The organism is Pseudomonas sp. FBF18, assembly GCF_024261405.1.
GTDB classification, from domain to species: Bacteria; Pseudomonadota; Gammaproteobacteria; order Pseudomonadales; family Pseudomonadaceae; genus Aquipseudomonas; species Aquipseudomonas palmensis.
In genome coordinates, this window is sequence record NZ_QKRS01000023.1 from 1 (window position 1) to 25,282 (window position 25,282).

The window sequence follows — 25,282 nt, forward strand, 5'->3', positions numbered from 1 at the left end:
CAGAAAAACCCGTCCCAACCCCTGAAGCCATTCCCAAACCTTGCATGGGGGACGGTTAAAGGCCGCCTGGGCATGGCACGCCACCGGGCTTCCCCGAAAAGCCACGCCCAGGCCTTGCATCAGTATTGGTAGCGCAGCGTCACCGCAAAATTGCGTGGATCACCGTAGTACAGGCCGCCGAAGTTGTTGGAAGTGGGCAAGGACTGGTAGTAGACCTTGTCCAGAACGTTGTTGAGGTTGTACTGCACGCTGAACTGTTGGTTGATCTGATAGTGCGCATGCAGGTTGAGCAAGGTGTAGCCACCCTGCTTGATGTCGTACCCGGTCACGTCGGCGGCAGTGCGGCTCTGTGCATAGACATCGCCGCCCACACGCCATTGGTCGAGGACACCGGGCAAGCGGTAGTCGGTTGCCACCTTGAGCAGGCGGCGCGGGATCTTGCGGTAGTAGTCCGAACCCTTGCTGGCGCCCGCCACATATTCGGGATCGCTATAGGTATAGCCAGCGCTGACATTCCAGTTCTCCAACGGCTCGCCGGACACCTCCAGTTCGAAGCCACGGTTACGCACTTTTGCGCCTGTTTCATAGCACTTGCTCGTCCCCGTCACACCACAGGTGGGCGACACCGGCAACGCCTCGGGCATGTTCTCCAAGCTCGTCTGGAAGATTGCCAGCGAGGTGTTCAGCCGACCATCGAAGTATTCACCCTTGATGCCGGTTTCGTAATTCTCGCCTTCGATCGGGTCAAGCAAGGTATTGCCGACACCGTAGTAACTCTGTGTCTTGTAGATCTCGGTGTAGCTGGCATACCAGGTGTGGTGCTTGTCCAGGTCCAGCACCAGCCCGGCATAGGGCACCAGCCGGCCATTCTCCCGGTATTGGTCATTGGTATAGGGGCTGGCCACCTTGTAGTCCGACCAGCTCACCCGCGTACCGACGATCAGGCTCAGGTCATCGGTCAGGCTGAAGCGCGAGGCACCATACAGGCCGCGCTCCTTGCGGGTGTAGTTGTAGTCTGCGCCGATAGCATTGAGGATCGGGCTGGGCAGGGCACTGTAGTCGAAGTCGGTGATGTCGATCGTCGGGTTGTTGGTGGCGCTCTTGATCACCGCGTCGAACTCGTCCTTGCGCGTGTTGGCCCCGAGCATCAACTGATGCTTGCGCCCGAACAGCTCGAAGGGCCCGGTAGCATAGAGGTCCAGGGCGAACTGGGTGTCTTCGTAATCGGCCTGGGAGACGGTCATGCGATAGTTGTCGCCCGCTACCCGGTTCGGGTACGCGGAGAGAAAGTCGGCGTTCGACCAGATCGCATTCATGGCCAGGGTCAACTTCCACTCGTTGTCGAAGGTGTGCGTGAGGTCGCTGAACAGCGTGTAGTTGTTGCGATCCAGATGGGCCCACTTGCCGTTGAGGTTGGTGGAACGCGAAAGCGGATAGAAGGAGCCGTCACGACGAGTGTTCAAGCCGCCCCAGTCATAGCCGTTCTGGTTGTCTTTCTGGAGAGTGGCGCCCACCGTCAGTACGGTGGAATCGTTCAGATCCGCCTCCCCCACCAGGTACAGCAACTGGTTGTCACGCTCGGAGCCGTCGCGGTAGCTGTTGGCGTTGTTGTAGTAGGCCACTGCACGGCCGCGAACATTGCCCGTAGGGGTCAGTGGCCCGGAAACATCCACCTGGCCACGGTAGTTGTCCCAGGAGCCTGCCCCCAGCTCCGCGCCCAGACGAAAGTCCTGGGTCGGCCGTTTGCGTACCAGGTTGATCGCCGCCGACGGGTTGCCCGTGCCCTGCATCAGGCCGTTGGCGCCGCGTACGACCTCGACGCGGTCATAGATGGCCATGTTCGAGGTGGACATGACGTCCATGGAGTAGTTTTCCGAGATGTTGGTCGGAATGCCGTCATATTGCAGGTCGCTGATCTCGAAGCCGCGCGAGTAATAGGTGGAGCGATCAGTGCCGATCTTGGTGAGGGTGATACCGGTCGCCGTGCGCGCGATGTCGTCCAGGCTCTGGATGTTCTGGTCGTCCATCCTCTTGCGGGTGATCACCGTCACCGACTGCGGCGTTTCCCGCAGGCTCAGGGCGAGCTTGGTCGCCGTGTTGGTCGAACCCGTGGTGTACGAACCGGTGCCCTCGGTCGTGGCGCCCAGGCCCTGCCCGTTGACGGTGGTGGCGCCGAGCACGACCGCGTCCGAGGAACCGTCCTGGACCAGCAGATACCCACCATTGGCCTGGCGCTGAGCGCGCAAGCCGCTGTTGGACAGCAGCAGCGCCAGCCCCTCATCGACCCCATAGGCACCATCAAGGCCCGGGGTGGTCAGCGCGTGGATCTGCCGTGGATCGAAGGAAATCGTCACACCCGCCTGCACGCCGAACTGGGTCAGCGCGCTACCCAGCGGGCCTGCGCCGATGTGGTAGGCGATACGGCTCTGGGCGTGAGCCGCAGCAGGCATCAGCACCACCCCCGGCACACTCGCCATCGTCAGGCCGAACATCGCCAGGCGCACTGCGCGGGGCAATGAGATCGAGGGGGAGAAGCAAAGCTGGGGCATGAAATGATCCTTCTGTTGTCTTGGCAGAAATCCGCTGTCATCGCGGCTCCTGTCATTGACGGATGAGAATCATAATCAGCAAGGTGCTCCGCGTATTTTCTGTCAGTGACGGTTCAGACGGCTTCGACACTGACCCAGTAGCGGGTCAGGTAACGCAGCTTCACCGGCAAGGTCCGGGTCAGGTTTTCCAGGACCGCATCTGTATCGTCGATACGGAACGCTCCGGAAATGCTCAGGTCGCGAACCGCCCCGGCGCAGCGCAGCACGCCCGGGCGATAGCGCCCCAACTCGTCGATGAACTCCCCGAGGCGCCACTCGTTGACACTCAGCATGCCCTGCACCCACGCGGTAGAACCCTGTGCCAAGACACCGGCAGGATCGGCGCGATCAGGATCGAACGCCGCCTGCTGACCGGCCTCCAGACGCACTGCCCGCTCCGGGTGACGGCGAGGACGGAGCTCGACTGCCGACTGCAGCACACCCACGCGGGTCCGGTCCGTCATCTGGCGCACGCTGAAGCGCGTCCCGAGCGCGTGGATGCGCCCGTCCTGGGTCTCGACGATAAACGGCCGCTGCCCAGGATCCTTGGCGGTTTGCACGAGGATCTCCCCGCGGTAAAGACGGATAAGCCGAAGTTGCCCGTCGAAGCTCGCATCCAGCGCGGTGTTGGCATTGAGTTCCAGCTGCGATCCGTCGTCCAGCCGCAGCGAGCGACGCTCGCGCGCGCCCGTGCTCTGCTGAGCGAACAGGCCATGGTTCGCCAGCGGTTTGCCGATCATCCAACTGCTGCCCCCGACGGCCAGCAACACGCCGAGGATCTTCAATACCTCGCGGCGTTGCGCCTGGGCCGCATCCAGCCCTGACCGGGCGGCATGTGCGGGTACCGTTGCCCATTGCCGCTGGAACGCCTCGACCCGCGCCCATGCCTCGGCGTGCGAAGGATCTGCCCCCAACCATTGCTGCCAGGCCCGGGTGCAGGCCTCGTCCACCCCTGCATCGTTGAGCTGCACGTACCAGGTCGCAGCAGCTTCGAGGGTCCGACGATCGAGCGCCGCGCTCATCAGTTGTCCGCCAGCAGCAGGCACTCGGTCATGGCTCGCACCAGATGGTTCTTCACCGTGGTGACCGAGACCCCGAGGCGTTCGGCCACCGCCACATAGGTCTGCCCTTCCAGCTGCACCGACAGAAAGATCTCCCGGGTACGCTTGCCCAACCCGTCCAGCAGGCTGTCGACCGCCACCAGCATCTCGAGAATGGACAAGCGCACCTCAGGTGATACCTCGACCGGTTCAGGCTTCTGCGCCAGGGCCACCAGATACGCCTGTTCGATCGCCCGTCGCCTCGACTTGTCGATCAACAGCGAGCGCGCAATTGCAGTCAGGTAACCCCGCGGCTCTCGGATCGGCGCGGCGTTGCGTGCCGTCATGACCCGCACGAAGGTGTCCTGAGCCAGATCCGCCGCATCGGCCGAATTGCCCAGGCGCATGCGCAACCAGCCTTTCAGCCAACCGTTGTGTTCGGAATAAAGCTGGTGAAGTGCCAAAGGCTCGAGTGCGGACATAAGGTGGCCACTAAATATGCAAATGGTAATTGATCGCATTATTTAGGGCGAGCGCCGTTCGTGCAAGGGGCAATCCGCCCGCCAGGTGTGCATCTGGCCTGATGATGCCCAGGGCAAACTACGCACCTGCCCCCTCCCCCTGCCCGCGAAAACCCAACCTCCAGCACTTTCCCTGATGACACCCCACCCATTAAGTTGCACTCTGCACCAAACTGATTCAGCCGGAACCGATTTTGATGGAAAGCACACCCCCGACCGTTGCCGCCGAGCGCCTGCTGGAAAGCGCGCGACGGCTGTTCTGCCGTGAAGGCATTCATGCAACGGGCGTTTCGCGCCTGCTCAGCGATGCCAAGGTCGCGCGGCGCACGCTGTACGAGACCTATGGCTCCAAGGAGAACCTGCTGCGTGCCGTGTTCGATCGCGAGGCAGCGATGTGGTTTGGCTGGTTTGACCAGGCACTGCCTCAGCGTACCGACGACCCGGAGCAACGCCTGATCTTTCTGTTCGACCTGCTCGAGGAATGGTTCGCCAGCGGGCGCTTCTTCGGCTGCCTGTTCACCAACGCCGTCGCCGAACACGACAAGTCTTCCAGCTGGGTACGTGACCTGGCCCAGGCGCACTTCGATCGGGTGCATGACCGCATCGAGCAACTGGCCGCGGCCTGCGGGCTGCCGGAACCGGCCTGGGTCGCGCAGCAGATCTCGCTGCTGATCGACGGTGCCATCGCCACCGCGATGGTTTCGCGCAACGCCAGAAGCGCACAGGTTGCGCGCTCGATCCTGCTGACCCTGCTGCGCGAAGCGAAAGCCGCCTAGCCCGCCCCCTGCACCGCTGCCGGTGCAGGCCTCGGCGCCTATATGCTAATGGGGCATAAGCTAAGCTTAAAATATTAGTTCTGCTTATATCGCAGATCTCACATACTTCACGCGCCTGCCGAGAACGATCGGTCTACCTGTTTTGGGATGCGTGTGATGAGAGATTTTTTCCAGCGATTGTTCTCCACCAGTGGCGCGCAAGCGACGCCCGCACTCCAGTCCAACCTGAGCCGCCGCTCGTTCATGTGCGCCTGTGGCTGCGGCATGCTGGCGCTGAGCGCCGCCGGCACCGCGCTGCTGGCAGCGGCCAGCAAGGTCGAAGCTGCCACCGGCGGGCCGCTGCTGCGTGTGGGGCACATGCCCGCCGGCTGCGTGTCGCACCTGCTGCTGGCAAAGCTGCGCGGTGATTTTGCGGCGGCCGGCCTACAGGTGGAGCTGACGCAATTCAACAGCCCAAGCGATGCCCTGCAGGCCTTGTTGGCAGGTCGCCTGGAACTGATGCACGGGCCCTGGACCATGACCGCAGCCGCCTACGCCAAGGGCACCCAGGAGCTGCGCATCATCGGTGGCTCGGGGCAAGGCGGCATCGAACTGGTGGCGCGCAACGGCTCGGTGGCCAGCCTGGATGAATTCATCGCCGCCGCAGGCAGCGGCCTGCGCGTCGGCACCCTGCGCCTGGATACCCTGGAACTGGTGGGCTACGGCTCGATGGCGCGCCACGGCAAATCCTACAACGACTATCAGATGACCTTCTTCCCGAGCATGGCCGGGATGGGCGAAGCCATCGCCAACGGCCGCCTCGACGTGTGCACCCTGGCACAGCCCTATGCCCAGAACGTGGTCAGCACCACCGGCGCACGCTACCTGAGCGACTCCAACGCGGTGTGGGGCCCGGAGGCCGCCGACTGCGTGATCACCACGCAGGTGCGCACCAGCCAGGAACAGGGGCCGCTGCTCAAACGCTACCTGGAACTGCTGCAGGCGTCGGCCACTGCGATGAAAGCCGACTTCGACAACGCCATCCAGCAATTGCAGCCGATCTACGGGGTATCCAACGAGGTGCTCAAGGTGGCCCTGGCACGCCAGGCGCCCAACCCGGTCATCAGCCCGGTAGGCGTGGCCGGCCTCAAGCGCGGCGCCGGCTACCTGGTCGAACTGGGCTACTTCACCGACAACCCGATCGATGCGGTTCTCGACCTGCGCCATCAACCTGCTGCCCAGGTGACGGGATGAACCAGGCCATTCTGACCCTGAGCCGGCAGCCCGACGCACGCCGTGCCCCGCGTTATCTGGACGCGCTGCGCGACACGCTGTGGTTCCTGCTGGCGTGGGCATTGCTGATCGGCGCATGGGAGCTGGCGGTGCAGTCTGGCTGGCTGGATGGCCGCGTGCTCCCGCCGCCTAGCGTGACCCTGCCGTATGCGTTTTCCGGCGAAGCGGTGGTGGGTTTCGGGCAGCAGCGCAGCGGCTTGCTGGAGGCCTTGCTGGTGACCCTGCTGCGGGTCAGCGGCGGGTTGCTGGCTGGCAGCCTGGTGGCGCTGCTGCTGGCGGTGATCACCACCGAGGTGAAGCTGCTGCGCCGCCTGATCCTGCCGCTGGTGCAGACCCTGGCGCCGATCTCACCGGTGGCCTGGGTCCCCTTCACCATCGCGGTGATCGGCATCGGCGGACAGGCCGCAGTGTTCGTGGTGTTCCTGGCCGTGCTGGGCACCATGACGCTGTCGCTGGTCGCCGCGCTGGATGCCATCGACCCGCAGTACCTGAACATCGCCCGCAACCTGAGGTGCACGCGCCAACAGATCTGGCTGCGCGTGCGACTGCCGGCAATCGCCCCCAGTGCGATGACCAGCCTGCGCATGGCGTTCTTCGGCGCATGGATGGCGGTGCTGGCCGGGGAGATGGCGGGAATCAATTCCGGGTTGGGCTACATGATCATCATGGCCCAGCAGATGTACAACATGCCGTTGGTGATGGTGGGTGTGATGACCATTGGTGTCGTGGGTTTCGTGGTGGATCGCCTGATGCTGTTGCTCGGACGCCGCCTCACCGGGTGGGCGTCATGAGCCGGGGCGCCACGCTGAGTTTTCGTGGCCTGAGCAAGCAGTTCGAAGGCGGCACACGGGTCGAGGTGGGTGACCTGGATATCAAGGCCGCCAGTTTCACCGTGCTGCTGGGGCGCAGCGGGTGCGGCAAGAGCACCCTGCTCAACATCGCCGCGGGCCTGCAGCAACCCAGCACCGGGCACCTGCTGTACGACGGCCAGGCAGTGAGCGGCAACCAGCCCGACAGTGCGCTGATCTTCCAGCAGAACAACCTGTTCCCCTGGATGAGTGCGGTGGAAAACATTGCCATCGCCCTGCTCAACCGCGGGCTGGACCGTGAAGCGGCCACCCGGCGCGCCGAGCAGTTGCTTGCCGACGTGGGCCTGGCCGAATTCGCCCGGCACCGGCCGGCGGCATTGTCTGGCGGCATGTGCCAGCGCATCGCCCTGGCCAGGGCACTGGCCCTGGAGCCACGCCTGCTGCTGCTCGACGAGCCGTTTTCGGCACTGGACGCACAGACCCGGCGCCTGATGCAGGACCAGTTGCTGCGCGCCTGGAACACCAGCGGCGCCACGGTGCTGATGGTGACCCACGACCTGCAGGAGGCGCTGCTGCTGGCCGACCGTATCGTGCTGATGGCCAGCACGCCCCACGGCCGCATCGCCCAGATCCTGGAAATCGACCTGCCGCGCCCGCGCCAGGTGCGCTCGGCGCAACTGCTTGACCTGCAAGAACGGCTGGACGCGTTTCTGACCCACGAAACCCGGCTGGCCGAGCATTTCTAGTCGACACGGGACCTCCCGATTAACTGATTGGCACACGGTCATTCGACCGCCATGCCGCCCCTTGAAGAGCACAGACCATGAGTGAAACCACCCACCGCGTCACCATCAACGGCCTCCAGGCCAACGCCGGCCGAGCAGTTCGCGAACGCATCCGGGCCGATGGCGAGGGTGACATCGCACGCCCGCTCTACCACACCAGTGTGCAGTGGACCGAGGGCTACCAGACCCTCACCAAGGTCAAGTCCGGTGCCGTGCTGCACGGCGACGAGCCCTGCGCCTACGGTGGCGCCGGCCTGGGCGCCACGCCCCAGGAACTGTTGTTGGCGGGTATCGGCAACTGCCTGGCGGCCACCTACATCGGCGGCCTGTCGGCATCCGGGGTCAAGGTCAACAGCCTGGTGCTGGACGTGAGCGGCCGCGTGGATTTTCGCGCCGCATTTGGCGTGACCAGCGGCAACCCGGGCTTTGAAAGCATCCAGGTGCAGGTGTCGATCGATACCGAGGAATCACCCGAGCGCGTGGACGCATTGCTGGCCAAGCTGCTGCCGACCGCGCCGATCCCCGACACCATCATGCGTCCCGTGCCCCTGACGGTGGAGGTGCAACACACCGGCGGCGCCACCCATGGCTGACAACGCGCACAGGGTGCTGGTGGTGGGGGGCGGGCCGGCGGGGCTGTCCTGTGCCTACGAGCTGGTACGCGCCGGCCTGCGCCCGCTGGTGCTGGAGCGCACGCAGGCCGTGGGCGACGTGTGGCGCAACCACTATGACGGCCTGCGCCTGAACACCGGGCGCTGGTTTTCCGGGTTGCCGGGCGGGCGCTTTCCATGGGCGGCAGGCCGCTGGCCGAGCCGCGATGACCTGGCCCTGGTGCTGGCGTCACTGCCGGCCCGGGGCGGCTTCGAGGTGCTGACCGGGTGCGACGTGGAATCGGTCGGTTACCTTCAGGCGCAATCGATGTGGCAGGTGCGCTGCCGTGATGGCCGCGAGTGGCGCGCACCGGCGCTGGTGGTCGCCACCGGTACCTCGTGCGTACCGTCGATCCCGCAGTGGCCGGGGGCACAGCGCTTTGCCGGGCAGATCGTGCATGCCGCGCACTTCGGCAATGCACGTGCCTACGCCGGCAAGCACGTGGTGGTGGTCGGCAGCGGCAATTCGTCCTGCGAGATAGCCAGCCGCCTGGTGCCCCATGCCGCGTCGGTCACGCTGTCGGTGCGGCGCGCGCCGCACTTTCTGCCCAAGAGCCTGTTCGGCGTGCCGCTGGCGGCACTGGGTACGCTGATCCGTCGGCTGCCGCCCCGCGCGAGCGACGCGGTGCTGAGCTGGTTGTCGCGGCGCTGGGTCGGCGACCTGTCGGCCTACGGCCTGCCACCACCGGCACAGGGCGTGTCCGGGCTGGGCAGTGTCACGCCGACGCTGTTCATGCCGGTGATCGACGACCTGAAACAGCGCCGCATCAAGGTGGTCGGCCCGCTGCTGGAACTGAACGAGAAAGGCGCCTTGGCCCACACCGGCATCGACCGCACCGAGCGCTGCACGCTGCGCATGGACGTGATCGTTGCGGGCACCGGCTACACCACCGGCCTGGAGGCGCTGATCCAGTACCCCGAGGCGCTCACGGCAGACGGCAAGCCGACCGTGGATGACGATGGCCAGTCGAGCGTTGCGCGGGGCCTGTTCTTCATCGGTTACCGCAACCCCTTGAGCGGGCAACTGCGCGAAATCGGCCTGCAGGCGCCTGGCGTGGCAAGGGCGGTCAAGGACTATCTCGACGCCACGCAACTGGCGCCTTGCACCGGCTCGGCGAAGGTTTCCCTGTAGGCGTAAAGCCCCGGGGTGCCACCGGTCATGATGAACAGCACGTTATCGCCGCGGCGATAGCGGCCCTGTCGCAGGTCGGCCAGCAGCCCGGCGAAGGCCTTGCCCGAGTACACCGGGTCCACCAGCACACCTTCGCAGCGCGCCATCAGGCGCACCGCTTCGAGCATGGCCTGGGTCGGCAGCCCGTAGCCTTCGCCCAACTGGCTGCCATCGATGTTGATCGCACTCGCATCGAGGCTTGCAGCATGGCCCAGCAAGGCCAGCGCCTGGCGAGTCAACTGCAGGGTCGTGGCCGCCGCGGTCTGCTGGTCGGCCAGCACCGACCAGGACCTGACGCTCGCCGCACCCCGCCCCAGTACCTCGAACCCCGCCGCAAGCCCGGCATGGGTGCCGGCGCTGCCATTGGGAACCACGACCTCGTCGAATCGCACGCCCATCGCGGTTTCCTGCTGCACGATCTCTTCGGCGCAACGGGCGTAGCCCAGGCTGCCAAGCGGCGTGGAACCGCCGGTGGGAATGACCAGCACCTTGCGACCTGCCGCACGTAACTGCTGCGCGCGCGCCTCGGCCGCTGCCAGTGCATCGGCGCCCCTGTCCAGCACCTGCACCCTGGCCCCGAACAGCTGGTCGAGCAGCACATTGCCATTGAGCTCGTAATCGCGATCGGCCCTGGGCACCGCACGGCTGAGGATCAGTTCGCATTCAAGCCCCAGCCGGGCGCACACGGCGGCCGTCAACCGGGCGTGGTTGGACTGGATGCCGCCCACGGTGATCAGGGTGTCGACGCCGTTCTTCAGCGCCTCGCCCAGGTGGAACTCCAGTTTGCGCAGCTTGTTGCCGCCACCGCCGACAAGCATGTGGTCATCGCGCTTGAGGTACAGGCCGACACCCATGGCCGGCAGGCCCAGATGGTGCTCGATACGCTCGGCGCGTTGTATGCCGGTGGCGCCCTGCAGCAGATCGGCGCGCGCGAATGCGCCCAGCGCCTGGCTCAGTACATGTCGCATGGGATGACACCTCGTGCTCTGGTTCAATGCCACGGACTATAGGGATAAACTAAAGCGCAATAAACGCACGCCAGGTTAGCAATTGGCTCACTCAACATTAGTAATCATCACCTCTCGGATCACTCGATGAGCAAGCTCAGGCAGATGGAAGTATTTGTTGCCGTGGTCGAAGCCGGCAGCTTTGCCGGGGCGGCTGCCGCGCTGGGGATGTCGGCGGTGATGGTGGGGCGGCATGTCCAGAGCCTTGAGAAAACCCTGAACACCCGGCTGGTTCAACGCACCACACGCCGGCAGACCATAACCGGCGAAGGCCGCATCTTCTATGCCGAGGCCAGGACCGCCCTGGAGCAGGTCGCCTACGCCTACAACCGGGTAGAAGCCTCCAGCGACGCACCCAGTGGCCTGCTGCGGGTGACCGCGCCGATGACACTGGGGGTATCGCTGGTCGGCCCGCTGGTGACCGAGTTCATGCAGCGCTACCCGCAGGTTCAGGTCGAGCTGATCCTGAGCAACGAGGTGGTGGACCTCTACGAGAGTGCCTTCGACCTGGGCTTCAGGATCGCCGAGCTGGTTGACGCCAACCTGGTCTCGCAGCCCCTGCCGCCCTATCAGATGGTGATCTGCGCCGCCCCGAAATACCTCGAGAAGGCCGGCGAGCCGACAACACCGGAGGCGCTCCACGCCCACCGAATCCTCACCCACACCTCCTGGAACAACCGCTTTGCCTGGCCACTCAAGCAGGCTGGCAAAGAGGTGTTCTGGCCCGAGCAGGCGGTGCTTCGCAGCAACGATGGCCAGGTACTGCTGCAGGCCGCCATTGCCGGCAGCGGGATCCTGATGCAGCCGGACTTTCTGGTGGCCGCCGCGCTGGCGAACAAGGAGCTGGTGAGCATTCTGGGGGCGTATGTACCGGCCCACAAACCGGTGCAGATGGTGTATCCACGCTCGAAGAAGTCACTGCCCAAGCTCACTGCCTTCGTCGCGTTCATCCAGGCGCGGCTCGGCTTGCCGAGCCAGCCCTGATCGCAGGGCCGGCGGGCCGTCAGGCCTGCGCCGCGTCGCGCACCTGCATCAGCGCGAAGCCCAGCAGGTTCAGGCCGCGCCAGCGGTCCGGCCGGTGGGCGTTCTGGTCATCCTGCGCCAGGCCGATCCCCCACACCCGGTCCACCGGGCTGGCCTCCACGATCACCCGCGTGCCGGTGCCCTGCAGGAAGGCCCCCAGTTCCGCGTTCTGGGAAAACTTGGCCTGGTTGGCCCGCACCACGATCGCGAAGCGCTCCTGTGCCCACCGCGCCTCGTCGAACCCACGCACCTGGCGCCCGAGTGCCTTGGCCGCATTGGGATCGGTCGCCTCGATGATCCGTGCCCGCGTCTGTTCATCACCAAACAGCGCCGCCTTCTCGGCCATCATGTAGTGCTCGGCCGACTGGTACGACTGCCCGTCTACCTCGAACGGCGCCACGTACCACTGGCTGAAACACGAGGCGGTGACACCCTTGCGGCTCACCTGATGGCCCCAGAAGAATACGAACTCGGGCCTTTCGCCGGCCAGGTAGCGGGACACCAGGTCCTCGAGCATCTGTGAATCGTTCACGCTGATTGCCTCTCCAATAACACCATTGCAACGGTCATCCGGCCGCAGCACCGAACGGTGCCTGCCGGCCAGGACGGTGATACTACCGCGTAATGCAGCACCCGCTCACAGCGCCTCCAGAAATGCCTTCAACGCCTTCAACTCCACCCGGTCCAGCCCCAGCGCCTCGAACTGTGCCGAGGTGACAGGAAACAGCGGATCGCCCTGCTGCCCAGGCTTCGGCACCGGCCGCGGCATACCCACGTTGTAGAACGCCAGCACCTGATCGAGGCTGCTGGCGAAACCGTTGTGGAACCACGGGCCGGTGCGGCTCACCAGGCGCAGCGAAGGGGTGCGAAAACGCCCCACGTCCGCGGCCAGGCCGGTGACTTCATGGCGACCCAGGTCCTCGCGGCTGCGCCCGTAGAACGTCAGGCCGGCATTGTGAAAACGCTGGTCGCTCATTCCCGGCCCGAAGTGGCAGTTCATGCAGCGCGCCTTGGTGCGAAACAGGTGCAGCCCGTGTAGCTGCTGGTCACTCAGCGCAGCAGTGCGACCGCGCAGGAAGCGCTCGAACGGCGTGCGCTGCGCGACCCGCAACAGATCGCGCTGGTACGTCGCCAGGGCTGCGGCAATCTGCTCGGCACCCAGCGCCTGCCCGGGAAACGCCACGGCAAACAGTGCCGGGTAATCGGCGCTGGCGCGCAACCGGGCCACCAGTTCGTCGACGCTGAAGGCCATTTCCGCCGGATCGACGACCGGCATCAGCGCCTGGGTTTCCAGGCTGTCGGCGCGGCCATCCCAGAACAGCTGTGGGGCCAGGCCACTGGTGACCACGCTCGGCGCATTGCGCCGGCCTGGCGCACGCCCATGACCGAACGACACCCGGCGCCCATCGGCGAACGCCAGGTCCGGCTCGTGGCACGAGGCACAGGCGATCTGCCCCGACCGCGACAGGCGCGGGTCGAAGAACAGCGTGCGCCCCAGCGCTGCCTTCTGTTCGGTGTAGGGGTTGTGCGCAGGCGAGGGTGCACGCTCGGGCAGTGGCCCCAGCTCCTGCCAGGCCACGCCGGCGTCCACCTGCGGCGCCGGCCAGTGTGCCGGCGGGCGGCTGTAGGCCTCGCGCAGGCAGGCCGCATCAGCCGATGCACACAGGGGTGCGTGGTGCTGCGCCCACAGGGCCGGGCTGGCCAGCATGAGTGCGATGCCAATCAGGAACAGGCGCATCTCAGAAGGTGTACCCCACTTCCAGCCAGTACTGGCGACCCACTTCATAGGTCGACACCGAATTGCTGTTGACCGTGGCGTTGGCATTGACCGACTTCTTGTCGAGCACGTTGAACACGTCGACGTTGACGAAGATGGCCTGGTCCCGTGCGGTGGGGATACGCCAGCCCAGCCGCGTGTCCCAGGTCAGCGCCGCGTCGAATTTCTGCTCTTCCCACACATCCACCGAGGTGCCCCTGTAATCGACGTTGCGCCCGGTGTCGCCGATGCGCTTGTAGCCGGCCCGGTAGCGCCAGAAGTTGCTCCACTGCAGGTTGGCCTGGGGGATGTCGGTGATGGTGGTCAGGCGCGCCGTCCACGGTCGGTTGTAGTTGGTCGCCGGGCGGTCCTGGTAGTTGATGAAACTGCCCTGGTACTGGATCACGTCGTTCTGGTAGTAGGTGTCGTCGGCCTGCACGTAGCTGGGCGAGGAAGCCTTGCTGTCGGTCCAGTTCAGCGCCAGCTGGCCGCCGGTCTGCGTGCCCAACAGCGTCCAGCGCTGCATCGGCGTCACGGTCAGGGTGTAGGTGTCGGTCTCGCTCTTGCCGTCGTTGGTGTAGGTGGTGTAGTTGCTGGCCAGGTCAGGGTCGGTGGACGGCTGCCCCAGGGTGCGTCCGGACACCTGTACCACCTGGTCACGGCCCTTGCGGTTGACGTACTTGAGGCCGTACTCGATGCCGGCCCACTGCTGCACCACGCCCAGCATCAGCTCGTCGTCATAGGGGATGTCGAGCTGATTGAACAGCGTCTGGTTGCTGCCGTTGGACTTGGTCACCCAGGGTTTGTCGAGGCTCGCGCGGGTTTCGTTGAAGCGCAGGCGGTTGCGCCCGTCCTGCAACTGCCAGCTGGTGACGCTGCGGCCGTAGTAGCGGTTGGCACCGGCACTGAGCAAGGTGGTGCGGTCACCGAACACGTCGTACTCCAGGGAGAAGCGCGGTGCCCAGGTGGTCTTGTCCATGTAGTCGTCACTGTCCACGCGCACGCCGGGGCGCAGGGTCAGCTTGCCCAGGGTGATCTCGTCCTGCACCCAGCTGCCCCAGGTGGTGGTGGTGAAATCGAATTCGCCGGGGGCATAGCGGGTGCGGCTCTTCATGTACTGGCCGGCCCAGCCACTGACGGTCTCGCCCATGTTGCAGGCAACGGTATCGGTCACCCCCGCGCTGTTGGTACAGCTGTTGGTGGCGGCCGGGGCCACGTAGGTACTGCTGTCGGTGAGGCGCTCGTAGCGCACGTACTGGCGGGAGAACTCCAGGCCGGTCTGCGGGCGGTGAATGGCGCCCAGCCAGTCGAAGCTGCGCCAGTCGGCATTGAGCTTGTACTGCCAGGTGCGCTGCTGCTGTTCGATATCGCCCCAGCCCCCCTCCAGGGTGTTGGCGGTGGTCTTGCTGCCGATGCCCCAGTCCTTGGTGGTCGACTTGCGCCAGGTCCAGTAGTCGGCCGAGTCCGAGGTGCGGCTCTGTTCCTGGCGGCTCCAGGCCAGGGTCTGTTCGACGCGTGCCAGGTCGCCGTCCCACACGGTGCGCAGGTTCAACTGGGTACCGCCAACCTTGTTGTCATAGCCGGAGTTGGCGACGTTGGCCCGGAAGTAATGGCTCTCTTCGGGCGCGTGGGTCACGCTGGTCTCGACGGTGAGCCGGTCGCTGGCCTGCCACACCGACTTGAGGAAGTAGTTGTCGATGCGCCGCTCCTGCTTCTCCTTGTGATAGCCCATCTCTTCGACGTTGTTGTAGGAGTAGAGGCTCAGCGGAATGGTCGAGCGCTTCTGGCTGAAGTTGCCGATCAGGCCGAAGGTGTCGGTCAGGTGGCCTTGCAAGGTACCGCGCACGATGACCTTGTCGAACTCGGGCTGCTCGTCGGGCGAGCCGGAGTTCTCCATGCGCTGCTCTTCCGTCTCGTCGATGTGGTATTTGGTCCAGGCCGAGCGCGTGGTCTGTACCGAGAACTTGCCGTGCAGGGCCTTGGTCGGGGCGCGGGTCTGGGCGTCGATCACCCCACCGTTGAAGCCGCCATAGGCGGCCGGCACGTTGCTGTCCAGAACCGTGATGTTCTCCAGCAGGTCGGTGTCCAGCGCCAGGCCCTGGCTGCGCCCCGGCACCCTGTCCAGCAACTGCACGCGGTCTTCGGCCGGGTCGATGTCGTTGTTCATGTTGATGCCGTCGACCAGGAAGGCGTTCTGGTAGAACGCCGCGCCGTTGATGCTGATGTTGGCCGGGGCGATTTCTCCGGGTGTCTTGCTGCTGAGCTGGTTGTCGTCGAACTGAACGTTGGGGTGGCTGCGCAGCAGGCTGGTGATGTCGCCGTTGCCGGCCGGCATTGCCTCGATAAGCTCGCGATCGATATGGGTTTCACCCTGTGGCAGCAGCGCCCGTTCGCGGACCTTGGTGTTTTCCAGCTGGATCTGGTCGGCACGCGGACGCACCACCCGTTGCAGCAGCAGCGCGTCGTCGCCGATATGCACCCATTCCAGGTCGCTGCCCTTGAGCAGGATCGCCAGCGCCTGATCGGCGCTCAGCTCGCCACGCACCGGCGGGGCACTGAGGTTGCCCAGCAACTGGCTTTCGACACTGATCTGCAGGCCGGTCTGCTGCCCCAGCGCCATCAGCGCAGAGCCCAGCGGCTGGCGCGCGATATCGATGCTGTGGCGCGCCGGCTCGTCATCGGCCAGCACCGGCAACGACACTGCCAGCCCCACTGACAGCAACAGCAGGCGCGCACTGCGCCGACGACCCTGCAACGACTCTTGGGTGCGAATGGACATGCTCTGGTGAACTCCCCGTGCGGCGCGAACGATACGCGCCTGTAAATGAGAATCTGTACGATTAACTCAGCGGGGCAATAAACGAACGGCGATGGGGAATTTCCAGAACTTCGTGAATTTATTTTTTCCCAGGCGGCGAAGCGCGCTCACGGATGACCGTAATGTACGGCCCCCATTGCGTCAGCTGCCCGCCCAGCGGGGCGATGGCCAGTTGCAGCGCGCTACCTGGCGACCGCAGGTTCAGCGACGCGGTGATGCGCCGCTGGCCCAGGGCACGGTCCTGCAGCAGCAACACGCCGGGGTAATACGCACGCAGTTGTTCGATGACTTCGGCCAATGGACGGTCGTTGACCAGCAACTGCCATTGGCGCCATGCCGCAACCTGCTCCAGCTGCACCCGGCTGCGCTGCGCCGGGCCCTGGTTCAGCCCCACGCGCAGACTGTCGCCCGCGCCCAGCGCCGGCACTGCCAGTTCGCCGCGCCTGTCACGCACCTGCACCGAGCCGCTCTGCACTGCTACCGACACCGCGCTGCGGCTCAGGTCCACATCGAACGCCGTGCCGGTGACGGTCACCTTCACGTCTTCGGCCTGCACCGTGAAGGGCCGCGCGGCGTCATGGCTGACCTCGAAGAATGCCTGGCCCTTGAGCAGCGTGACCGCACGCGCACCCGGCTCGAACGCCACGCGGATGGCGCTGTCGCTGCCCAGTTCGATGTGGCTGCCGTCGCTCAGGCGCACCTGCCGGTGCTCGCCCGCCGTGCTGCTGTAGTCGGCCGGCGGTGCACGCCCCACCAGCAACAGCACACAGGCCGCCAGCGCGCTCGCCGCCAGCGCCCGGCGTGGCCAACTGCGCCGGCGGGCTGCCATGCGCGGTGCGGCGGGCACCTGATGCGCCGTTGGTGGCTCCAGCGGGTCGATGCCGGCGCTCAGCATCCAGACCTTTTGCACCTTGCGCCAGGCCGCCGCATGGCGTTCGTCAGCGGCCAGCCAGCGCGCATGGGCCTGGTGCAGCAGCACGTTGTCCGGTTCGGCATTGCATTGCAGCAGCCAGTCCATGGCGGCCTGCCACACCGGGTCGTCCTTCAGCGAGCCGGGCGTTCGGCAAGACGGGGTGGTATCAGTCATCGGCCAGATGCTCCGCACAGTGGGTCAGTGCGTCACGCACCAGTTGGTGCGCCAGACTAGTCGAAATATTCAAGCGGGCGGCAATTTCCTGAAAAGTCATGTGCTGCAAGCGGTGCATGTGAAAGGCCTGCCGCGCCCGCTCCGGCAGCAGCGCCAGGGCGTCCTGCAGCACACGCAACTGATCGCGGTGCAGGGCCTGGTGCTCCGGCGACGGTGCGCTCGACGGCAGCTCATCGAGCCGTTCGCCGCCATCGGGCTGGCGGTTTTCCAGGGTCGTGCGGCGCAGCAAGTCGAACGACAGGTTGCGCACGATGCGGTACAGGTACCCCACCGGATTGCCCAACTGCGCACCGGCGTCGGCCTGCCCGCAGAAACGCAGCCAGGCCTCCTGCACCACGTCCTCGGCCTGCGCACGGCAGCCGACGATGGGTGCCGAATAGTCGACCAGCGCAGCACGGTGGGAAAGGTACAACTGGAGTTTATCGCTGGGGCAGGACACGGCGACGACCATTGAAGGCAGGAGCGGGTTGGGAGGGCCGCTATTCTGCATTCAATTGCGAATGATTATCAACTGAAATATCAGACCTGCTACTGCGCCTTAAGCTGAGCTAGCCCGCCACCACCGCGGGTTCATGCACTGTCACCCGGTTGCGCCCGCCGTGCTTGGACAGGTACAGCGCATGGTCGGCCCAGGCAATCAGTTCGGCGTGGCTGCTGGAGGGCTGGCTCAGATCGGCCACGCCCAGGCTGATGGTGAAACGGATGTCCTGCCCCTCATGGCTGACGCTCAGGCGTTCGACCGCCTTGCGCAGGCGCTCGGCAAAGATCAGCGCGCCGGCCTTGTCGGTGTCCGTCAGCACAACGCCGAACTCTTCGCCACCGTAACGGCCGGCCACGTCGCTGTCACGGATCTGCTCGCGAACCACCCTGGCCACCTGGCGAATGACGGCATCGCCCGCCGGGTGGCCATAGGTGTCGTTGACCCGCTTGAAATGGTCGATGTCGAACATCACCAGGCTGGTGGCATTGCCATAGCGCTGATTGCGCGCATGCGCCAGTTGCAGGCACTCCTCCCAATGCCCGCGGTTGTACAGGCCGGTCAGGCAATCGGTGCTGGACAGCTTCTGCAACTGCGCGTTGGCGGCCTGCAACTGGTGGCGGTTGGTGGCCACATCGGTCACGTCGTAGATCACCAGGCAGATCTGGCGGATCTCGCTGTCGGTGGAGCGCAACGGCAGCAGCGTGGTGTTCTGGTACATGAAATCCACCTGGCCGGTGATCGGCTGGTAGTTCTTGAACCGCACCAGGTACGGGCGCTGCTCCCAGATGGTGAAAGCCGGGGTGCCCAGGGTCGCGACGCTGTCCACCTTGTGGCTGAACCATTGCCGGTCGACCTCGGGGAACAGGCTGAAGAAGCACTGGTTGTAGGCATCCCTGGGCTGCACCCCCGAGCGGTTTTCCATGAAGGTGTTCCACACCTGCACCCGATGTTCGCGGTCGAGCACCACCACGCCCACATCGATGCTCTGCACGATGCTCAGCAGCCAGTGAAATTCCTTCAGGTCGATAGGATCGCGCATGGGCTCAGTTCATCAGGTAGGCAAGTTTATGGGTCAAGCGCTCGATGGAGTCTTCGGTGAACAGCAACAGCAGGTCGAAACGGATATCGTGCCCTTCCAGGCTGTAGCTGATCTCGACCGCCAGGGTTTTCTGCCAGCGTTGGCCGTTGACCTGGATAAGCTCGTCGATGGTGCCGTGCTGGCCGAGGATCTGCGGGTGGCCCTGGGAGAACACCACGTCGATCTGCTCGGCAATGCTGCTCAGGCACGCACCGATCAATACGCTGGAGAAGTCCAGCAACAGCTCCATGTCGGAATACTCGATGCTCTGGTGGCGCATCAGCTTGGCCATGTCGGCGATTTCCGAATCGTGGAACATCAGCAGGGCCTCGCCGGCGATGCCGCTGCCGATGAAGCCCTGGCAGATTGCCGTGAGCCGCTGGCTGCTGCCCGCGTCGGCCAGCGCCATGTGCAACTCGCCCACCTCGAAGAGGTTGACGCTGGGCACCGGCAACTGCACGAACACGCCCAGCACCTTGGCGATCAGGGCCGCGGCGCGGCCGATGGCGACGTTGACCGTTTCGCTGAACACCTCGCGAAAGCCGATGACGGCAGTCGCCGCGCCGGCCAGCGGTGTCGCCGAGCGCTCACCCAACAGCCCCAGCTGGGCCAGCAGGCGGCGCAGCTCGTCCTGGTCGAAGGGTTTTTTCAGAAACGCCAGCGCGCCCAGGTCCAGCACCCGGCGCACGGCCTCTTCCTGCACATCGCCCGAGATCACGATGACCTTGGGGCTCAGGCCTTCGTCACGCAGCGCAGCCAGCACCTGGTAGCCATCCATGGTGGGCATGGTCAGGTCCAGCAGCACCACCTGGCCCAGGCCGCGGCGTATGGCATCCATGGCCTGGCGCCCGTCGCTGGCCTCGGTAACCGTTACCGGCCAGTTGGCGGGCAGCGCGCGCAGGACCTGCTTGCGGGCCACCATGGAGTCATCGCACACCAGCAAGGACATCGTTGACACAGACGGGGCGCTCATCGAGTGAATATCAATATAAAAAGTAATGGCATCATGCCATGATCCGACGCCAGGTTCTACGTACCTGCGGCGTCAGCGGTGCTGAGCGAATCCACTTGCACATTCCCTGCCAGGCCATCGCGCAGCATCTGCACGAATGCCTCCCGCGCCGGATGTCGCCCCGCCCCCTCGTGCCAGTAGAACAGGTTGTCGACCGCCTTCAGGTCGGCGAACTCGTGCCCGATCCACCCTGCGCCCTGGCGGTACTGCTCGTAGATGCCGCGCGGCACCAGTGACACCCCGGTGCCGGCGCTGACGCAGCTGACTATCGCACCGTAGCTGCCGATGCCCACGATGGGCAGCTTGTGCCCCTGGGCCTGCAGCCAGTGCTCCAGTGCCGCCCGATACGGACAGCCTTCAGGCCACATGAACACGGCCTTGCCCACCAGGTCCGCGGCGCTGCGCAGCGGACCCAGTGACGGTGCGCCGATCAGCAGCAGGTCTTCCTGGTACATCAGGGTGCGGCGCAGGTGCGGGCGCTCGACATCCACCGCCACGATCGCACCATCGAGACGGTGGTTGAGCACATCGTCGAGCATCTGCGACCAGGTGCCGGTGCTCAGCTCCAGCGTCACCTCGGGATAGCGCGCATGGTACTGCGCCAGAAACCGCGGCAGGCGCCCGCTGGCCGAGGACTCGATGGCGCCGATGCGCAAGCGTCCGGATGGTTTGGCGGACGGCGCCAGCGCCTGCCTGGAGGCCTCGGCCAGGGCCAGCATCTGCGTGGCATAGGGCAAGAAGGTTTCCCCCGCCGGACTGATCACCAGCCCGCGCCCGCGGCGATGGAACAACGGCACGCCCAGCTCGGCCTCCAGCGCCTTGATCCGCGCCGTGATGTTGGACGGCACGTAGTGCAGCACCTCGGCCGCACGGGCAATGCTGCCGGTATCGTGGACGGTCTTGAACATGCGGATCTGCATCAGCTCCATACATCACCCAAAGTGAACGATTGGCTCAGTATAAGTCGATTGTAGTGAGCAGTAGGCGTTCCGATACTGAGCGCACCCGCCCTTCGGAAGCCCACCCCATGACCCGCCCCAGCTCACTGAAAATCGCCTGCGCCGTACTCTTCGTGCTGCTGTGCTGGGCCTACTCGCCCACCGGCATCCGCCTGGGCTTGCAGGGCTATGCGCCCACGCACCTGGCGCTGGCGCGCTTTATCGTGGCGTCGCTGTTCATGGCGGTCATCGCGCTGCTGCGCGGCATCACCCTGCCCCGGCTCAGGGACGTGCCCACCCTGCTGTTGCTTGGCCTGTTCGCGGTCAGCCTGCACCATGTGGCCATCAACTACGGCCAGCGCGGGGTCAGCGCCGGGGCGGCCAGTGTGCTGGCGCAGTCCACGCCGCTGTTCAGCCTGCTGATCGCGCACTGGGTGTTCAAGCAGGTGGCCGGGGCCTGGCATTGGGGCTGCCTGCTGCTGGGCATGGCCGGCGCGGTGATCGTGGTGGCCGGCGATCGCGGGCTCGGTCAGTTCGACCCGCACGGGTTGCTGATTCTGGTGGCGGCATTGTCGTGGAGCATCTATTTCGCCCTGCAGAAACACCACGGCCACCGCTACGACGCGCTGACCATCACCTGCTACACCGTATGGTCGGGCACTGCATTGCTGATGGTGTACCTGCCGGGGCTGCTCGACGACCTGGGCCACGCGCCGTCCCAGGCCAACACTGCGGTGCTGGTGCTGGGGGTATTCCCCAGCGCGCTGGCCTACCTGGCCTGGGCCTGGGTACTGCGCCACTGCGAAGTCACCCGGGTGACCCTGGCGCTGTACCTGATACCCGCCTTCGCCATGCTGATCGCCGCAGCGCTGCTGGGCGAGCGGCCCTCGGCTTCGGTGATGCTGGGCGGGCCGTTGGTGCTGATCAGCGTGCTGGCGCTGAACCTGAGGCCGCCTCGGCTGCCGGTTCAGCCGGGTCGCCAAACTTCACATTGAAGTAGTCGAGCAGGGTCTGGCCACGACGCAAGGTACTGCGCACCTCTTCGCTCTGCGCCAGCAGTTCGGCGCTGGGCCTGGCATGCTGTTCAGCCGGCAGCGGCGTCGACCACGCCTTCACCTCAGGAGGTATGCCCGCCTTGGGCCGGTTGTTGACCCAGTGCGAGATATGGCACGGCAAGGTCCAGCCGCCGAAGGCCTGCACAAACAGAAAGCCAAACCAGTGCTGCCACCACGGGAAGTTGTCGCGATAGCCCTGGCGGGCCATGTGGAAGAACGCCACGGTGCCCTCCTCGAACTCTTCATCGGGCGCTGGCGGCAGGCTCGCCGGGCCCTCTTCCATGTACACCCGGATCGCTTCCCATTCGGCAATCGCCGCGCCCAGGTGGCCGCTGGGCACGTTGATCCACAGCACATTGCCGGTGTCGGCCTGACGCAGGCAGAACATCAGGTTGAAGGCGGGCAGCACGGCGTACTCGGTGACGGTGCGCCCCGCGCTGACGCAGGCGATCACCGACTCCCACGGCACGAAGATCGGCGCCGCGCCCCGAGTGGGCACGAACGCCACCTCGCGGCGCTGGCGGTTGAAGCGTATCGGCGGGTGAATCGTCACCTCGCGCATCACCCGCCAGAACATCCCCGCATACAGCAACGACAGGCAGGCGATGAAGCCCCAGATGAACCCGTTGGCCATGAAGTCGGCGAAGGTGCTCCAGAACGGCTCCACATGGCGGCGTGCCCAGGAGCCGAGCAAGGCAGTGAGCATGAAACAGGTAACCACGCCCATCACCGAGGCGATGCCGCAGCGCGCCATGAACTCGAAGTTGCCCTGGCCGATGGCAAAGTCCAGGTACACCTCGTTGGATTCGCGGTGCAGGTTGCGGCTGCTGTAGGCCGGCATGCCGGTGGGGATCGGCAGGGGCGAGAGGTAGACGATCTCGGTGCCGGCCACCCGCTCGAAGTCACCGGCGTGGGGCAGGCGTTCGTATTTGCTGTCGGTCATCGAGCTATTCCTCTTCCAGCGTCAATGGCCGCGCCATGTCTTTGATCCAGTGCCACAGGATGTAGAAGATGGGGCTTGCGCAGCAGACACCGATCAACAGCAGCCCGACAGCATTGTTGAGCAGCTGGCGCGGGTTGCACTCCAGGGGGCCGCTGTTGCCCTTGCCCATGCGCACACAGCCATGCTCCGGATAGGCCATGACATAGGCGCCCCAGGCAAACAGCGCGGCCAGCAGGGCGAACAGCAGCATCAGGCCCACCTCGGTATCGCGATTGCCCAGGCGCTCCCAGCGTTGCGCCAGCCGCAGGTTCAGCATGCGTCGACTTCCTTGTTCATACAGGCTCCTATGAAAAACGGCGCACAGTATCACGCAAATAGTCGTCGAGCAGTTTTACATCGCCGTGGGGCCTGGGCAGTGCCGGGGCGGCTCCCCCTCGTGCCAGCTCGCTCTCGATGAACTGGTGCAGCAGTACGCGGCGAGGCCCGTAATCGGCTTCGCTGGCGATGCGTTTGACGCGAAGCAGCTCGTCCAGGTCGGCCAGCAGCAGCGGGTCGTGCAGGGTCGCCTCCACCAGTTGGGCGAACGCGGTGGGCGGCATGCCCAGGCCCTGTTCGATCCAGCGCACCGCCAGCAACGGGCGCAATACGTAGAGGTACTTCTTCAGGCGCACCTCTTCGCCCTGCAGGTAGATGCGAAAGTTCTTGGTGGCCATCGACAGGTAGTGGTGAAACGCCGCCTGCGGCGAATGGAACTGCCTGGCCAGGCCGCGCAAGGCTTGCAGCGCCCCCGGCTCGGCGCGGTACACCAGCGGCGAGTCGAGCCATTCGAGCAGGGTCGGGTTGGCATTGCGCAGCAGGCGCAGGGTCTTGCGCAGCTCCCAGCCACTGATGTCGAGTTCGTCGGTGAGCGGGCGCTCGATCACGTCGCGTGGCTCGTCGATGCGCAGGTACCAATCCTGGCGGTGCACGTAGATGAAGCGCACGTCGAAGTCGCTGTCGGTGGAGGCAAAACCCCAGGCGCGGCTGCCGGATTCGCAGGCGTAGAGCACGCGCACGTCATGCTCGCGCTCGATGCGTTGCAGTTCTTCGAGTACCCAGCTGCGCATCGCACTGGGCAGGGGGTGACGGTCTTCCATGTTCATGTTCGAATCCTCGTTGTACCCCTTCGCCGGCAAGGCCGGCGAAGAGGCCGTCAGCCTTTCACACACACCACCTGACGCAACGTGTGCACCACTTCCACCAGCTCGCGCTGCGCCGCCATCACCGCATCGATGTCCTTGTAGGCCATCGGGATCTCGTCGATCACGTCCTTGTCCTTGCGGCACTCCACATGCGCGGTGGCGCGCACCTGGTCCTCAAGGGTGAAGGCCTGTTTGGCCCGGGTACGGCTCATGACCCGCCCGGCACCGTGGCTGCAGGAGCAGAACGATTCCTTGTTGCCCAGGCCGCGCACGATGAAACTCTTCGCGCCCATCGAGCCCGGAATGATCCCCAGCTGGCCCTTCTGCGCCGACACCGCGCCCTTGCGCGTCACCAGGATCTCCTGGCCGAAGTGCTGCTCTTTCTGCACGTAGTTGTGGTGGCAGTTGACCCCCTGCAGGTTGGCCTCGAACGGCTTGCGGATGACCTGGCGCGTGGCCTCGATCACCGCGTGCATCATCAGCGCACGGTTCTGCCGGGCAAAGTCCTGGGCCCACTCCACCGCCTGGACGTAGTCGTCGAAATGGCGGCTGCCTTCCTCGAAGTACGCCAGTTCCTTGTCCGGCAGGTTGGCGATGTGCTGGCGCATGTCGGCCTTGGCCAGCTCGATGAACAGGTTGCCGATGGCATTGCCCACGCCCCGCGAGCCGCTGTGCAGCATGAACCACACGCGGTCGGCCTCATCCAGGCACACCTCGATGAAGTGGTTGCCGCCGCCCAGGGTGCCCAGGTGCTGGCGATTGTTGGTCTTCTGCAGTTGCGGGTACTTGTCGGTGATCGCCTTGAAACGCCCGGCCAGGGCCGACCACGCCTGATCGGCGACGGTCGGTACGTGGTTCCACGCGCCCTGATCGCGCCGGCCGAAGGTCTTGCCGTGGGGCACTGCCTTCTCGATGGCGCTGCGCAGCCCTTGCAGGTTGTCGGGCAGGTCGGCCGCCACCAGCGAGGTGCGCGCCGCGATCATGCCGCAGCCGATGTCCACGCCCACCGCCGCCGGGATGATCGCGCCCAGGGTAGGGATCACGCTGCCAATGGTCGAGCCCTTGCCCACGTGCACATCGGGCATCACGGCCAGGTGCTTGAAGATGAACGGCAGGCGCGCGGTGTTCATCAGTTGCTGGCGTGCGTCCTCGTCCACCGGCACGCCCTGTGTCCAGAGCTTGATCGGTTTGCCGTTGGCCACTTCGAGGATGTTCATGTGTTTCATCTCAA

Annotated in this window: 24 protein-coding genes; 8 read left to right on the forward strand and 16 right to left on the reverse strand. The window is 65.4% G+C overall.

The genetic code is table 11. From position 1 onward, the window contains the following. Positions 1-119: 119 nt before the first annotated feature. The 3 genes from DN387_RS24180 to DN387_RS24190 form a co-directional block, all read right to left on the reverse strand. On the reverse strand, positions 120-2,549 hold the full coding sequence (locus DN387_RS24180) for a TonB-dependent receptor (protein WP_043863928.1): 2,430 nt from the start codon (positions 2,547-2,549) through the stop codon (positions 120-122). 113 nt (positions 2,550-2,662) lie between these two features. After that, entirely contained in the window at positions 2,663-3,610 is a 948-nt protein-coding gene (locus DN387_RS24185; protein ID WP_043863929.1) for a FecR domain-containing protein, read from the reverse strand. Continuing rightward, a complete protein-coding gene (locus DN387_RS24190; RefSeq protein WP_043863930.1) occupies positions 3,610-4,110 on the reverse strand; it encodes a sigma-70 family RNA polymerase sigma factor in 501 nt (166 codons plus the stop codon). The genes DN387_RS24185 and DN387_RS24190 overlap by 1 nt, the downstream gene beginning before the upstream one ends. A gap of 236 nt (positions 4,111-4,346) precedes the next feature. Between DN387_RS24190 and DN387_RS24195 the strand changes: the two genes are divergently transcribed. The 6 genes from DN387_RS24195 (at position 4,347) to DN387_RS24220 (ending at position 9,573) form a co-directional block, all read left to right on the forward strand. Continuing rightward, complete coding sequence (locus DN387_RS24195; RefSeq protein WP_043863931.1) at positions 4,347-4,925, forward strand: TetR/AcrR family transcriptional regulator; 579 nt, start codon at positions 4,347-4,349, stop codon at positions 4,923-4,925. Positions 4,926-5,081: 156 nt separating this feature from the next. Next, entirely contained in the window at positions 5,082-6,158 is a 1,077-nt protein-coding gene (locus DN387_RS24200) for an ABC transporter substrate-binding protein (protein ID WP_052504310.1), read from the forward strand. After that, entirely contained in the window at positions 6,155-6,988 is an 834-nt protein-coding gene (locus tag DN387_RS24205; protein ID WP_054916407.1) for an ABC transporter permease, read from the forward strand. The genes DN387_RS24200 and DN387_RS24205 overlap by 4 nt, the downstream gene beginning before the upstream one ends. Beyond that, positions 6,985-7,752 carry an ABC transporter ATP-binding protein gene (locus tag DN387_RS24210; RefSeq protein WP_043863934.1) on the forward strand — a complete coding sequence of 256 codons (768 nt, stop codon included), beginning with the start codon at positions 6,985-6,987 and terminating at the stop codon, positions 7,750-7,752. The genes DN387_RS24205 and DN387_RS24210 overlap by 4 nt, the downstream gene beginning before the upstream one ends. Before the next feature lie 77 nt (positions 7,753-7,829). Next, positions 7,830-8,384 (forward strand): OsmC family protein, encoded by a 555-nt coding sequence (locus DN387_RS24215; protein ID WP_043863935.1) that lies wholly within the window; start codon positions 7,830-7,832, stop codon positions 8,382-8,384. Next, positions 8,377-9,573, forward strand: a complete 1,197-nt coding sequence (locus tag DN387_RS24220) for an NAD(P)/FAD-dependent oxidoreductase (RefSeq protein WP_254506375.1) — start codon at positions 8,377-8,379, stop codon at positions 9,571-9,573. Before DN387_RS24215 ends, DN387_RS24220 begins: the two co-directional genes overlap by 8 nt. Here DN387_RS24220 and DN387_RS24225 read toward each other — a convergent pair. Then, positions 9,516-10,580 carry a D-cysteine desulfhydrase family protein gene (locus tag DN387_RS24225; RefSeq protein WP_054916409.1) on the reverse strand — a complete coding sequence of 355 codons (1,065 nt, stop codon included), beginning with the start codon at positions 10,578-10,580 and terminating at the stop codon, positions 9,516-9,518. The two genes, DN387_RS24220 and DN387_RS24225, sit on opposite strands and share 58 nt — an antisense overlap. Before the next feature lie 126 nt (positions 10,581-10,706). Here DN387_RS24225 and DN387_RS24230 point away from each other — a divergent pair, with 126 nt between their 5' ends. Next, positions 10,707-11,603 (forward strand): LysR substrate-binding domain-containing protein, encoded by an 897-nt coding sequence (locus tag DN387_RS24230; protein WP_054916410.1) that lies wholly within the window; start codon positions 10,707-10,709, stop codon positions 11,601-11,603. Between the two features lie 19 nt (positions 11,604-11,622). Here DN387_RS24230 and DN387_RS24235 read toward each other — a convergent pair whose 3' ends face one another. The 8 genes from DN387_RS24235 to DN387_RS24270 all read right to left on the reverse strand — a co-directional run bounded on the left by DN387_RS24235 (position 11,623) and on the right by DN387_RS24270 (position 20,863). Beyond that, a complete protein-coding gene (locus DN387_RS24235) occupies positions 11,623-12,174 on the reverse strand; it encodes an NADAR family protein (RefSeq protein ID WP_054916411.1) in 552 nt (183 codons plus the stop codon). A gap of 105 nt (positions 12,175-12,279) precedes the next feature. Further along, entirely contained in the window at positions 12,280-13,380 is a 1,101-nt protein-coding gene (locus tag DN387_RS24240) for a cytochrome-c peroxidase (RefSeq protein WP_054916412.1), read from the reverse strand. A 1-nt stretch (position 13,381) separates the two neighbouring features. Next, complete coding sequence (locus DN387_RS24245) at positions 13,382-16,177, reverse strand: TonB-dependent receptor (RefSeq protein WP_082405794.1); 2,796 nt, start codon at positions 16,175-16,177, stop codon at positions 13,382-13,384. A 118-nt stretch (positions 16,178-16,295) separates the two neighbouring features. After that, positions 16,296-17,303, reverse strand: a complete 1,008-nt coding sequence (locus DN387_RS24250) for a FecR domain-containing protein (protein WP_231390680.1) — start codon at positions 17,301-17,303, stop codon at positions 16,296-16,298. Further along, the gene (locus tag DN387_RS24255) at positions 17,296-17,814 is read right to left on the reverse strand and encodes a sigma-70 family RNA polymerase sigma factor (protein WP_043861871.1); all 519 of its coding nucleotides are present in this window, start codon (positions 17,812-17,814) and stop codon (positions 17,296-17,298) included. Before DN387_RS24255 ends, DN387_RS24250 begins: the two co-directional genes overlap by 8 nt. 97 nt (positions 17,815-17,911) lie before the next feature. Next, positions 17,912-18,883, reverse strand: a complete 972-nt coding sequence (locus DN387_RS24260) for a sensor domain-containing diguanylate cyclase (protein ID WP_043861872.1) — start codon at positions 18,881-18,883, stop codon at positions 17,912-17,914. Positions 18,884-18,887: 4 nt separating this feature from the next. Beyond that, positions 18,888-19,895 (reverse strand): response regulator, encoded by a 1,008-nt coding sequence (locus DN387_RS24265; protein ID WP_043861873.1) that lies wholly within the window; start codon positions 19,893-19,895, stop codon positions 18,888-18,890. A gap of 56 nt (positions 19,896-19,951) precedes the next feature. Beyond that, positions 19,952-20,863 carry a LysR family transcriptional regulator gene (locus DN387_RS24270; RefSeq protein ID WP_054916414.1) on the reverse strand — a complete coding sequence of 304 codons (912 nt, stop codon included), beginning with the start codon at positions 20,861-20,863 and terminating at the stop codon, positions 19,952-19,954. Between the two features lie 98 nt (positions 20,864-20,961). Here DN387_RS24270 and DN387_RS24275 point away from each other — a divergent pair, with 98 nt between their 5' ends. Continuing rightward, on the forward strand, positions 20,962-21,867 hold the full coding sequence (locus DN387_RS24275) for a DMT family transporter (protein WP_054916415.1): 906 nt from the start codon (positions 20,962-20,964) through the stop codon (positions 21,865-21,867). Here DN387_RS24275 and DN387_RS24280 read toward each other — a convergent pair. Genes DN387_RS24280 through DN387_RS24295 form a run of 4 tightly spaced genes read right to left on the reverse strand, consistent with a single transcriptional unit; the run spans position 21,797 to position 25,277 of the window. Beyond that, entirely contained in the window at positions 21,797-22,870 is a 1,074-nt protein-coding gene (locus DN387_RS24280) for a DUF6708 domain-containing protein (protein ID WP_052504270.1), read from the reverse strand. The genes DN387_RS24275 and DN387_RS24280 overlap by 71 nt on opposite strands. A 4-nt stretch (positions 22,871-22,874) precedes the next feature. Beyond that, positions 22,875-23,186 carry a hypothetical protein gene (locus DN387_RS24285; RefSeq protein ID WP_043861876.1) on the reverse strand — a complete coding sequence of 104 codons (312 nt, stop codon included), beginning with the start codon at positions 23,184-23,186 and terminating at the stop codon, positions 22,875-22,877. 28 nt (positions 23,187-23,214) lie between these two features. Then, a complete protein-coding gene (locus DN387_RS24290) occupies positions 23,215-24,012 on the reverse strand; it encodes a nucleotidyltransferase domain-containing protein (protein ID WP_043861877.1) in 798 nt (265 codons plus the stop codon). 50 nt (positions 24,013-24,062) lie between these two features. Further along, the gene (locus DN387_RS24295; RefSeq protein ID WP_156326249.1) at positions 24,063-25,277 is read right to left on the reverse strand and encodes an RtcB family protein; all 1,215 of its coding nucleotides are present in this window, start codon (positions 25,275-25,277) and stop codon (positions 24,063-24,065) included. Between the last annotated feature and the right edge of the window lie 5 nt (positions 25,278-25,282).